Genomic DNA, 12,101 nt, shown 5'->3' with positions numbered 1-12,101 from the left:
GTTCATCATTCGGCAGCGATCCCGACAGAAGGAGAGGGTTCCAAGGAAGAGAAGCGAAGGCGCCAGCACGCATGCGTGTTGATAGACGACAACAACCACAGCCCACCTCACCGTCAGTGACCGCCCATGACAAGGGAAGATGATGAGCCGGTGGCCCACTCGGTCAAATGAAGGATGAGAGTCTGTTGTTCTCCCTGATACCGGAGCCTAACCGGTATTAAAGAAACCATTCCCCAGCAGTGTCTGTCGTTTCTGCGTGCCTCGCCCTATAGGCGTATGATCGGTCGGGTTTCTGGCGGCTCTGCCTGCTTCAGGGTTGCCCTTGGATCGGCGCGGAGTGTACACACTTACCGCAGGCAGTGACAATAAAAAATAGTGTTCAAAATCCCCTTTTAATAAGTCGATCAAATCTTGCTGGCGGGCAGGCAGGCTCTGGGATGGCGCAGGTTATGCGACAGCCCGATTCCCACTTGAAAAGTGTGCGAAAACGCCATGGTTGGGCTGACGCCTTACTGTGCGGTGGCTGAGGGAAATTTGGTCGCCACCGCCAGCGCCTAAATATCGTAATAAATGCCACATTTATGCGTTCTCCCTCCCGGACGTTGCCCCGCGCGCCGCACATTCGCCGCTCTTCCCTTGCGTCAAAAAATGGGAAAAACCTGCGCTGACGCAATGAGTGCCCCGCACGGATTGGCCACAATGACCGCTCACAATCGGTTAGAGGCTGACTAATGGATACCCTGCTTGAGCGTTTTCTGCGTTACGTAACTTTTCATACCCGCTCCGATGAGACCAATCCAGCCTGCCCCAGCAGCGAAGGCCAGCTGATCTTTGCCCGTGCCCTGCAAGAAGAGATGAAGGCGTTGGGGCTAACCCGGGTCACTCTGGATGAGCACGGCTACCTCACCGGCTGCCTGCCAGGCAACCAGCCGGACGCCCCCGCCATCGGCCTGATTGCCCACATGGACACCGCCGACTACGAGGCGGAGCACGTAGTACCGCAAATCATCGAAAACTATCAGGGCGGCGACATCTGCCTTGGCAAGGGTGACGAGGTGCTCGCCATCCGTGACTACCGCTTCCTGAAAAACTATCTGGGTCAGGATCTCATCACCACCGATGGCACTACCCTGCTTGGCGCCGACGACAAGGCGGGTATCGCCGAGATCCTCACCACCATCGACCACCTGCAGGCCCATCCCGAGATCCCGCGCGGCGATATCTGGGTCGGCTTCACCCCGGATGAAGAGATTGGCCGCGGTGCCAACCTGTTCCCACTGGAGAGATTCCCGGCCAAGTGGGCCTATACAGTGGATGGCGGCGAACTGGGCGAGCTGGAGTATGAAAATTTCAACGCCGCCAGCGCCACGGTGCGTTTTATCGGCAATAACGTCCACCCCGGCACCGCCAAGGGGAGCATGATCAACAGCCAGACCCTGGCTGCCCGCTTTCACGCCGCCATGCCTGCCGAGCAGACCCCGGAGTGTACCGAAGGGTATGAGGGCTTCTTCCATCTGGCCCAGATGAGCGGCACAGTGGAGGAGAGCACCCTGCACTACATCATCCGTGACTTCGATGACGAGCACTTCGCCGCGCGCAAGGCCGAGATGCAGAGCCGGGTCGCCGCCCTGCAGGCCGAGCATCCCAAGGCCCGCATCGAGCTGACCCTGACCGACAGCTATCGCAACATGCGCAGCCAAATCGAGCCGCACATGCATATCGTCGAGCTGGCCAAGGCCGCCATGGAGGCCGCCGACGTGGTGCCGAAGATCAAGCCCATTCGCGGCGGCACCGATGGCGCCCGCCTCTCCTTTATGGGTCTGCCTTGCCCCAACCTCTTCACCGGTGGCCACAACTTCCACGGCAAGCACGAGTTCATCCCGCTGCAATCCATGGAAAAATCGGTCGCCACCCTAGTGGAGCTGGTGCGCCTCACCGCCGCCTGGCGCGGTTAATCGGGTAGCTATCCTTACCACAACCACCAAGGGGGGAGCCGGTTTACCAGTTCCTCCCTTGCTATCTGGCCATCACCCATCAGGAAAGGGAAACCGGGGAGAGTCGCTCAGAAGCAATTGGCTGCCGCTGCCATCAAACTGTCATCCCGCTGACACGTCGCGGGAACAGTGTCACATCATGCTGGGAGCAACGGATCGCCGGAGCCCTCCAGATGTTCACTATCGATACCCTGCTGACTCAGCACTTCCCCCGCCTGCTTGGCTACCCCCTGCTTACCCCGCTGTTCAAGCGGCTACTGGGCTGGCTGCTCAACGAACATGCCTTTGCCGACTTTGCCGCCCGCTACCCGCACCTGCGCGGCCTCGACTTTGTCGAGCAGGCGCTGACCCAGCTCGATTTCGACTATCGGGTCAGCGAGGCACAACTGGAGCATATTCCCGCCAGCGGCCGGGTCATTCTTGTTGCCAACCATCCCATCGGCTCGCTGGATGGACTGGCGCTGCTGCAACTGCTCGGCCGCATTCGTCCCGATGTGAAGATCGTCGCCAACCAGGTGCTGGCCCAGCTCGCGCCGCTGCGCCCTTTGCTATTGCCGGTGGACAATATGGAGGGCAAGACCGATCGACAGGCCATCCTCGCCATGAACGAACACCTAGCCCATGAAGGGGCACTGGTGATCTTCCCCGCAGGCGAAGTATCCCGGCTTGGCCTCAAGGGGGTGAAAGATGGCCCCTGGCAGGCAGGCTTTATCAAGCTGGCCCAGCGCACCCGCACCCCGCTGGTGCCCATCCATCTGGGAGGGCGCAACAGCCTCTGGTTCTATCTCGCCTCCTGGCTCAACAAGCCCGCCTCCGCCCTATTGCTGGTGCGCCAGCTGTTTCGCCAGCAGGGGCAGACCCTGCCGGTGACCATAGGAGCGCGCATTCCGCTCGGCAGTTTTCAGGAGCTGCCCGCCAAGACGGCGGCGCGGCTGGTGCGCAACCACCTCTACCGGATTGGCCGTGGCAAGGCGGGGCGCCTGCAGACCGAGGCCCCCATCGCCCTGCCGGAGGATCGCCGCCAACTCAAACAGGCCATCGAAAGCTGCGAGCAGCTCGGCACCACCCCGGATGGTCAGGGGATCTACCTCTACCGCCGCCACGAACTGAGCCACTCGGTGATCCTGCGCGAGCTGGGGCGGCTGCGGGAGATCGCCTTTCGCGCGGTGGGGGAAGGGTCTGGCAAGCGGCGGGATCTCGATGGTTTTGACAACGACTATCACCACCTGATCCTCTGGGATCCGGCCCGGCTCGACATCATCGGCGCCTACCGGTTCGCCCCGGTGGCGGAGCTGCTGGCCAGCAAGGGGAAGGATGGCCTCTACAGCCACACCCTGTTCGGCTTCGAGGATAAGTTGCTGCCCCGGCTGGAGCAGGCCATCGAGCTTGGCCGCAGCTTTATCCAGCCCGCCTACTGGGGCAAGCGGGGGCTCGATTATCTCTGGTTCGGCATCGGTGCCTATCTGGCCCGCTATCCCCGCTACCGCTACCTGTTTGGCCCGGTGTCGCTCTCCGGCAGCCTGCCGCCGGCGGCCAAGGATCTGCTGGTGAGCTTCTACCGCCAGCACTTTGCCCCCGAGCTGGCGCTGGCCCCCTCCCGCCGTCCCTACCCCAAGACGCAACCTCTGTTCGAGGGGGTGGATTACGGCGCCGATCTCAAAGCACTCAAGGCCCGTCTCGACAATCTGGGCTGCGCCATCCCTACCCTCTACAAGCAGTACTCCGAGCTGTGCGAGCCGGGCGGCGTCCAGTTCATGGACTTTGGCATCGACCCCGACTTCAACCACTGCATCGACGGGCTGGTGTGGGTCGATGTGAGCCGCATCAAGTCCCACAAGCGGGCCCGCTATATCGGCAGCCATCTGGCCGAGCCGCGCTCATAGCCCTGCAGGCGCCAGGCAAACAGCCAAAGGCAAAAAAGGAGAGAGAGGCCATGGCCTCCCTCTCCTTTCGCTCTCATGCTCAGCACCTTTTCGAGGCGCTCGGCCCATCTGGCGTTACTCGGCCGCCTTGCGATCCGAGTGGCCGAGATCCCGCTCAGGGGCGATGACATCGCGCACCCGCTGCTTGATCTCCTTGGCCTCGGGGAAGCCGTCATCGACCACCCGATCCCACACCTGCACCCCGTTCACCAGAATGCGGAACTCCCCCTTGCTGGCTGGCACCAGCGCCACCTCTCCCAGATCGCTGTCGAAGGTGGAGAGCAACTCCTGCGCCAGCCAGGCGGCGCGCAGCATCCAGCGACAGAGGGTGCAGTAGCGGATTTCGATGCGGGGTTTGCTGATCAGGGTTCCAGACTCGGTCATGAGTGACTCCATAAAAAAAGCGGCCAATGGCGGGAAGTAGCGTACCGCCACCCCATGGCCGACCCCGGTTTGGTCAAATCAGTGCTGATCAACCCCATGAAAATCGGCCAGCCAATGGCGGGCAATGGTACGCATCGCCGATTCTGGCAGCTCGAACAGGCCGGGTGCAAGAGGGCCTGCCGCCAGCATCCGGATCCCTTCCATGATCTCCGCCAGCACCAGATAGACATATTCGCCAATCACGGCGCCATGAACGAAGTTGACCGCCTCGCCCCGGTTGAGCAGGTAGATCTGGGTGCCATCCGGCCGGTTGAGGGCCAGCACATGGGGGCACACCTCTTCGCTCGGCCACGGCAACTGGGCCAGCGAGAAGGCGAACTCGTCGTCAGCCGAGGTGACCGAGGCCACCATGGTGCCGGGGCGCAGCGCCTGCAGATCCGCCAGGTCCAGCGAGCCGTTGCCGGTAGAGCAGATCACCAGCTCGGCGCGGCTCAAGGCTTCAGCCTTGGTGATCAAGCGAAAACCGTGAGAGAGCGCTTCGACCTGTCGCAGCACATCGGTCTCCACCAGCCCGAGATGGAGGTTGCGACAGCGCAGGTCGCGGGCGATGCTGCGCCCCACCTTGCCATAGCCAAACAGCACGGCTTCGCAGACGTTGAAGGTACGGTTGAGGTTGCGCGCCAGCGACTCCGCGGAGTAGACCACGCTCAAACCAATCTGGATATCCTCGGCCTGCTTGAGGGGGCTGCGAGCCACCGACACCACCGGGGTCGCCAGCACCTCCTGCTCATAGCGCTGGTGGCCGTTCTCGGTCATCTCCACCACCCCGAGGAAACGGGGGCCGAAGTATTCACTCAAGATCACCTGGGTTTTGGCAAAGTAACCGCCAATATCGAGGATCAGCAACCGCTCGTGGGGGGCCACCAGCGGCGCAATCTGCTGGATGATGCTGTCTGGTTCATTGGTCCAGCGCCGGTTGAGGGGCAGCACCGGATAGTGTTGGGATACCCACTCCAGGGTCGGGCCGTGTACCGATTTCGGTTTGGGCAAAATCGCGCCTATCCGCCCAATCTGACCTAGAGCGTCGATAAAACGGGGGCGATCGGGAAGCAGGTGAGTGACCAGCAGAATGCAGAGGCCATCGATGCGTCCCTGTCCGGTGAAATGGCGAAAAAACAGATGCTCAGATCCTTGACTGCGCAACTGTGGCCTCCTTAATTTGCCCCGAGAGAGTGTGCCGCAAAGCAGGCAAACAGAACCCGGCGCAGCCGGGTTCTGTTTGTGTCAAAAATAAAATGAAAAGCCTTTTTATCTGAAACACATAGGGGGCTCAATGATTATCTGCCAAGAGTATGAGCGAGTATGCAAAAATCACTGTAATAGCCTGTTTTTTATGCAAAAATCAGTACAAAGAAGCAGCAGGCCACACCCACCATAGGCTAAGCCCAGCTCCCGCCGCGGCGAACAGGATCTGTGCGCCCCAACGCACTGGCCACGGTTTGTCACGCAAAAACCACTCCAGCAGCGGCAGCAACCAGACCGGCAGCAACACCACCAGCGGCACCTCCACATATTGCCAGGCGAGCATCTGGACAAAAGCGAGGGCCAGCGCCAGACCGGCGGGTGCCACCTTGATACCAACAAAGGTGGCGAGCAGGGCGCGAAAACCGGCGAAAGCGGCCAGCGCACCGGCCAGCTGGGCAATCAGCAGGCTGCCATCGATGCCGATCACCAGCGCCAGCCAGATAAAACCGAGAGCAAACCCGAGCCCCTCGCGGCTGTCACAGCGCAAGGCGCTCCAGCCAAACCAGAGGATAGCGGGTAGTAGCGCCAGCCAGATCCCGGGTTCGCTCACCAGTACCGAGGCCAATCCCTGCCACCACACCAGCGCACTGAACACGGCAAAAAGCAGCAGCGAGCCGCGCAGGTCGTTCACCTGAACCGCAATGGCGGGCACCAGCAGGGTCAGTGGCAGCCACTGCCACGCCTTGGCCGGGATGCCATAGAGGCCGCCAAGCAAGGATCCCACCAACCAGAGCGCCAGCGCGCCCCACAGATAACCCAGTCGCGGCCAGCGCCACGATAGCAAAGCGGCTCCCAGAGGAGCCGCCAGGGTTTGCAGCAGAAGTTCCGCGCCCATTACTTGCGCACGCCTTCGACAAACAGGTTGATGTTCATCTCGTCCGGAATGCCGGGCAGCATGTAGCTCACGCCAAAGTCACTGCGCTTGATGGTGGTGGACGCGTTGAAGCCACTGCGGTAGCCGCCCCAGGGATCCTTGCCTTCGCCAATTTTGACCAGATCGAAGGCCACTTCCTTGGAGACGCCGTGCAGGGTCAGGGTTCCTTTCAGCACGCCTTTATCCTTGGTGCCCTCGTAAGCGGAGCTGACGAAGGTCATCTTGGGATACTGCTTCACGTCGAGGAAGTCAGGACTGCGCAGGTGTTTGTCGCGGGCTTCGTGGTTAGAATCGACGCTGGCGGCATCCACTTCAAAGCTTGCCTTGGCGGCCGCCGGGTTGGCGTCATCCATGCTGAAGGTGCCGCTGAAGGTGTTGAAGCGACCCACCAGCTCGGAGAAGCCCAAGTGACCCACCTTGAACTGCACTGTGGTGTGCGCCGCATCCACATCATAATCCGCCGCCATCAGAGGGGTAGCCATAAACAGGCAGGAGGCCAGCAGAGCCTTGGTCATTTTCATCCGTTCGTTCCTTCATCTTGGGGTTCACATCAGTGGTTAAAATGCTAACCTCGTTCTGAAGATGAATAATCAGTGATTTATTAAATTCATTATTTACTGAGGATGGAAAATGGACCAGATCGCCGCCATGCGTACCTTTATCAAGGTGGTGGAGTGCCAGAGCTTTACCAAGGCCGCCAACCAGCTCGGCATTTCGGTCGCCATGGCCTCCAAACTGATGCAGCAGCTGGAGGAGTCCCTCGCCACCCGGCTGCTGTCGCGCACCACCCGTCAGGTCAATCCCACCGAAGCGGGGCAGTTCTACTATCAGCGCTCCCTCGCCCTGCTGGCTGAGCTGGAAGAGACTCACAGCCAGCTGACCCACCACAACCAGCAGCCGAACGGCACCCTCAAGCTCTCGGTGCCGATGGATTTTGGCTATCTGCACCTCTCCCCCGCCCTGCCGTTGTTTCGCCAGCGCTTTCCCGATCTCAAGCTCGATATCGAGTACAGCGACCGGCGGGTAGCGCTAGTGGAAGAGGGGTTCGATCTGGCTCTGCGGATCGGCCACCTCAGCGACTCCTCGCTGGTGGCGCGCCAGCTTGCCACCATTCGGGTCGAGCTTTGCGCCAGCCCCGCCTATCTGGCACGCAAGGGCAGACCGGAAAAGCCTGAGGATCTCAAGCAGCACGACTGTCTGATCTACACCCTGACCCAGCCGGAGTGGCACTTCAAACGGGGAAGCGAGCAGCAGAGCATCCGGCCACAGGGGCCGCTGCGGGCTAACAACGGGGTGGCGCTGACCCGCGCCGCTTGTGATGATCAGGGCATCATATTACAGCCCACCTTTATCGTGGGGGAGGCCCTGCGGTCAGGGCAGCTGGTCAGCCTGCTGCCAGAGTGGGACAAGGGAGATGTGGGACTTTATGCGGTCTATCCGCACCGCCGCTTCGTCTCAGCCAAGGTGCGCTGCTTTATCGAGTTCGTGCAGGAGCGCTATCTCGCCCCGCAACAGTGGGATGCGCCGACCTGATTGCCAGAGCAGACTGTCCGGCCTGAATGTCAGGCCTGCAGGCCCGGATTGAAACCTAACGCTGGTCGGGTGCGGTGGTGGATGCGGCAACAAGGGTGAGCTTGGCTAGCAGACGCTCCTGCTCGAGGCTTAACTGCCAGCGTGGCAGCCGAGTGCGGACAACCGACAACTGCGGCTCACTGAGGGCATAGGGGAGCGCCACCTCCAGCTCGGGGCAGTCAAACATGGCGGCCAGCTGCAGGATTAAAATGAGGTTTGCCTCGTCGGTCTTGTGCTTGTTGACCCGTTTGCGGATCTCGTGGCGCAGCTGGGTTTCGGGGTCCTGGGTCATCGCCTGCCAACCGAAACCAAACAGCGGCACCAGCGCACTGACAATCCCCAGCGCCGTCATCGGCTGCTTGGGGGGATGATAGAGTGCGTTGAGATCCAGCAGAACAGGATTCTGACGAACCTCACCCTCACCAAATAAAATCGTTTTCGTCATTGGATTACCCGTTATATTCCACTAGACTGCGCCGCATATTTTACCCCGATATGCCAACGAGGTGCTGATGCTAAGCGATATCGAGATCTCCCGCCAGTCCCCCCGTCTCCCAATCCACGCGCTGGCCGAACGCCTCGCCATCCCCCAGCACCTGCTCAGCCCTCATGGCCACTACAAAGGCAAACTCAGCCTCGACCTGCTCACGTCTCAGCCCACACAGTGCGGCAAGCTGGTACTAGTGAGCGCCATCACCCCTACCCCGCTCGGTGAAGGGAAAACGGTGACCACCCTTGGCCTCTCCATGGGGCTCAACCATATCGGCCAGCCCAGCATCGCCACCATCCGCCAACCGAGCCTCGGGCCGGTATTCGGGGTCAAGGGGGGGGCTGCTGGTGGCGGCCACGCCCAGGTGGTGCCGATGGAGGAGATGAACCTCCACCTTACCGGCGATTTTCACGCCCTGACGGCGGCCCACAATCTGGCGGCGGCAGCCCTCGATGCCCGCCTGTTCCACGAACAGAAACTGGGTGCCGAGTTCACCGCCAAAACCGGCCTCCCGCGGCTCGATATCGATGCCGATAACATCCTCTGGCCGCGCACCCTCGACATGAATGACCGCGCACTGCGCCACCTCACGATTGGACAGGGGGGCGCTGCCGATGGTGTGGAGCGCAGCGATCGCTTCGTCATCACCGCCGCCTCCGAGCTGATGGCCATTCTGGCGCTGGCGAGCGATCTGAAAGACCTGCGCCAGCGCATCGGCCGCATCCAACTGGCACGCGATATTCACGGCAAGCCCATTACCGCCGAACAGTTGGAAGTAGCAGGCGCCATGACGGTGCTGCTGAAAGACGCGCTACAGCCAACCCTGATGCAGACCACCGAGCAGACGCCGGTGCTGGTGCACGCCGGCCCCTTTGCCAATATTGCCCACGGCAACTCCTCGGTGATCGCCGATCGCATCGCCCTTGGTCTGACCGACTATGTGGTGACCGAGGCGGGTTTTGGCTCCGACATGGGGCTGGAGAAGTTCTTCAACATCAAGAGCCACCAATCCGGTATTACCCCCGCCTGCGTGGTGCTGGTGGCCACGGTGCGCGGCCTCAAGGCCAACAGCGGTCTGCTGGATATCCGCCCGGGCCAGCCGCTGCCAGCCAGCCTGCAAGGGGAAGATCTGCCGACCCTCAAGCAGGGCTGCGCCAACCTCGCCTGGCATATCCGGAACGCCCACCGCTACGGGGTGCCGGTGGTGGTCGCCATCAACCGCTTCCCCACCGACAGCGAGGCCGAACTGGCGCTGCTGGCCCATGAAGCGCAGCAAGCCGGTGCCTGTGGCGCGGCCATCTCCAACGCCTTCACCCAGGGTGGTGCCGGTGCCAGCGAGCTGGCCCGCGCCGTGGTCGCCGCCTGCGAGCAACCCGGCAAGGTGAAACTGCTCTACTCCGATGAGATGAGCCTCGACGCCAAACTGGCGACCTTGGTGGAGTGCGGCTACGGCGGTCGCGGGGTGCAGCTTTCCGACAGAGCGCGCCAGCAGCTGGCACAGCTCTCCGCCGAAGGGTGGGATCACTTGCCCATCTGCGTGGCCAAGACGCCGCTCTCCATCAGCCATGACCCCGCCCTCAAGGGGGTACCGACCGATTTCGAGGTGCCCATCGACGAGGTGAAACTCTGCGCCGGTGCCGGCTTCGTCTATGCGCTGGCGGGCCCCATCATGACCATGCCGGGGCTGGGCAGTTTGCCTGCCTATCGCCATATCGATATCGATGAGAACGGCGAGATAGTCGGCCTGAGCTGAGCCCTTCCACAACGCCAGAAACAACAAGGCCCCGCCAATTGCGGGACCTTTTGTTATCCATGCATCAACCCTTAGAGGGTGAAGCGCTGGGTCATATGGTGCAGGGTGTTGGCCAGCTTGCTCAGCTCGACACAAGCCTGGGCGATCTGATGAGCGCCCTGGGCATTCTCGTCAGCGGCATTGTGAATGTTGACGATGCTGCGGTTGAGCTCTTCGGTCACCGCGTTCTGCTCTTCGGTGGCGGTGGCGATCAGGGTGTTCATGTCGGTGATGCGCACCACGGCACCGTTGATGGTCTCGATACTGGTACCGGCATCCCGTGCCAGACCGACACTCTCCTGCATCTGGTGACGACTCAGCTGCATGGCGTTGCCCGCCTCGGCGGCGCGGCTCTGCAACAGCTCGATCATCTTGCTGATCTCGGCGGTGGAGTCCTGGGTACGCTGGGCCAAGGAGCGAACTTCATCGGCGACGACCGCAAAACCACGGCCCTGCTCACCGGCACGGGCCGCTTCGATGGCGGCGTTAAGGGCCAGCAGGTTGGTCTGACCGGCGATATCGCGGATCACATCCAGCACCACGCTGATGTTGGCGCTGTCGGCCTCCAGCTGCTGCACCACTGTGCCCGCCTGTTCAATCTTGACCGACACCTCTTCGATGCTGGTAATCGAGCTGCGTACCACTTCGCTGCCGGCGGCGGAGGTGCGGGAGGCATCCTTGGCGGCGCTCATGGCATCCGTGGTGTTGCGGGCCACTTCGTTAACGGTGGATTGCATCTCGTTCATGGCGGTCGCCACCTGGGAGACTTCGTTCTGCTGGATGGCCATGCCGCTGGCAGACTGGCTGGAGATGGCGCTCACCTCCTCCACCGCGCTGCTGAGCTGGCTCACGGAACCGGCGATCTCGCTCACCAGATCGGAGAGGGAGCCCTGCATCCGGTTGATGGCGGAACCCAGCTGGCCCAGTTCGTCGCGGTTGAAGCGGCTGTCGCGGATCCACTGCTGCAGTTCGCCCTGACCCAGATCGCCATTGGCAATGCGTTGGGCCTGACGAGCCAGCATGATCAGCGGATCGCGGATCTGGCGGGTCAGTACCACGGAGAGCACCACCACAAGGATCAGACCGATCACCAGCGCGATGGTGACGCTCAACTTGGCGGAGTCATAGGAGGCAACCACGACCTTGCGCGACTCGGTCGCATAGCCATGGTTGATGCGGATCAACTCCGCCACCGACTTGTGCAGGTTGTTGTAGAGGGGGATCCCCTGAGCCATGAATACGGTCTGGGCCTCGCTCATCAGGCCGCTATCCTGCAATTGCTTCACTTGCTCGTGCAGGGCCAGGTAGCTTGCCCAGTCGGTCTTGACCATATCGAAGGTGCGACGCTCTTCCACGTCCTGCGCCCAGATGGTTTTGTCGTGGTCAATCACCTGCTGTTTGAGGCGTTCCACCAGTTGGGCGGCAGTGGTGCGATACTCGGCACGCTTCTGGGGATCAGAGGCCACCAGGAACAGAGCCAGCTCATAACGACGCAGCTCACTGATGCTGTCACCGATGTCATTGGTGCGGTTGACTGCGGGCAGGATGCTGTCGGTAAAACCGATAGCCGCCCGGTTCATATTGCTGAACTCCAGCAACGAGAAGCCGCCGATAAAGGCGACCATCAAACCGAGCACGGCAAAGCCGGCAGTGAGTTTTTTGCCTATGGTCATGGAACTGGTATTCATGGCGTATCCTGGTGGTCGTTAAATTCGTAGCACTCGTCCGGTTCACGCCCTCCTGGCATGAACTATCTGGCCACCTGTTC

The 12,101-nt window shown here is 61.5% G+C and carries 10 protein-coding genes; 4 read left to right on the top strand and 6 right to left on the bottom strand.

All coding sequences use genetic code 11. The annotated features are described in order from the left end of the window. Positions 1 to 731 precede the first annotated feature (731 nt). Positions 732 to 1,955, top strand: coding sequence for a peptidase T (pepT, locus tag ACTG1P_RS20425; RefSeq protein ID WP_440002094.1), 1,224 nt, complete (start codon positions 732 to 734; stop codon positions 1,953 to 1,955). 212 nt (positions 1,956 to 2,167) lie between these two features. Continuing rightward, complete coding sequence (locus ACTG1P_RS20420) at positions 2,168 to 3,877, top strand: lysophospholipid acyltransferase family protein (RefSeq protein WP_440002093.1); 1,710 nt, start codon at positions 2,168 to 2,170, stop codon at positions 3,875 to 3,877. 114 nt (positions 3,878 to 3,991) lie between these two features. Here ACTG1P_RS20420 and ACTG1P_RS20415 read toward each other — a convergent pair whose 3' ends face one another. From ACTG1P_RS20415 to ACTG1P_RS20400, 4 genes are all read right to left on the bottom strand, one after another. Further along, positions 3,992 to 4,300, bottom strand: coding sequence for a SelT/SelW/SelH family protein (locus tag ACTG1P_RS20415; protein WP_184233252.1), 309 nt, complete (start codon positions 4,298 to 4,300; stop codon positions 3,992 to 3,994). Between the two features lie 78 nt (positions 4,301 to 4,378). Continuing rightward, positions 4,379 to 5,503, bottom strand: a complete 1,125-nt coding sequence (locus ACTG1P_RS20410; RefSeq protein WP_005361782.1) for an adenosylhomocysteinase — start codon at positions 5,501 to 5,503, stop codon at positions 4,379 to 4,381. 199 nt (positions 5,504 to 5,702) lie between these two features. Beyond that, positions 5,703 to 6,440 (bottom strand): hypothetical protein, encoded by a 738-nt coding sequence (locus tag ACTG1P_RS20405; protein WP_440002092.1) that lies wholly within the window; start codon positions 6,438 to 6,440, stop codon positions 5,703 to 5,705. After that, complete coding sequence (locus ACTG1P_RS20400) at positions 6,440 to 7,000, bottom strand: YceI family protein (protein ID WP_005334411.1); 561 nt, start codon at positions 6,998 to 7,000, stop codon at positions 6,440 to 6,442. Before ACTG1P_RS20400 ends, ACTG1P_RS20405 begins: the two co-directional genes overlap by 1 nt. A 109-nt stretch (positions 7,001 to 7,109) precedes the next feature. Here ACTG1P_RS20400 and ACTG1P_RS20395 point away from each other — a divergent pair, with 109 nt between their 5' ends. Further along, positions 7,110 to 8,012: a LysR family transcriptional regulator gene (locus ACTG1P_RS20395; RefSeq protein ID WP_005334412.1), complete on the top strand. Its 903-nt coding sequence runs from the start codon at positions 7,110 to 7,112 to the stop codon at positions 8,010 to 8,012. 55 nt (positions 8,013 to 8,067) lie between these two features. Here ACTG1P_RS20395 and ACTG1P_RS20390 read toward each other — a convergent pair whose 3' ends face one another. Beyond that, complete coding sequence (locus tag ACTG1P_RS20390) at positions 8,068 to 8,496, bottom strand: hypothetical protein (RefSeq protein WP_440002091.1); 429 nt, start codon at positions 8,494 to 8,496, stop codon at positions 8,068 to 8,070. Between the two features lie 67 nt (positions 8,497 to 8,563). On the opposite strand from ACTG1P_RS20390, the gene ACTG1P_RS20385 reads away from it, so the two are divergent. Further along, complete coding sequence (locus ACTG1P_RS20385) at positions 8,564 to 10,294, top strand: formate--tetrahydrofolate ligase (protein WP_440002090.1); 1,731 nt, start codon at positions 8,564 to 8,566, stop codon at positions 10,292 to 10,294. Between the two features lie 71 nt (positions 10,295 to 10,365). On the opposite strand, the gene ACTG1P_RS20380 is transcribed toward ACTG1P_RS20385, so the two are convergent. Further along, positions 10,366 to 12,021: a methyl-accepting chemotaxis protein gene (locus ACTG1P_RS20380; RefSeq protein WP_440002089.1), complete on the bottom strand. Its 1,656-nt coding sequence runs from the start codon at positions 12,019 to 12,021 to the stop codon at positions 10,366 to 10,368. Between the last annotated feature and the right edge of the window lie 80 nt (positions 12,022 to 12,101).

This window comes from Aeromonas sp. 11P (assembly GCF_051920165.1).
Lineage (GTDB): Bacteria > Pseudomonadota > Gammaproteobacteria > Enterobacterales > Aeromonadaceae > Aeromonas > Aeromonas veronii.
This window is presented reverse-complemented; position numbering and strand designations above follow the sequence as displayed.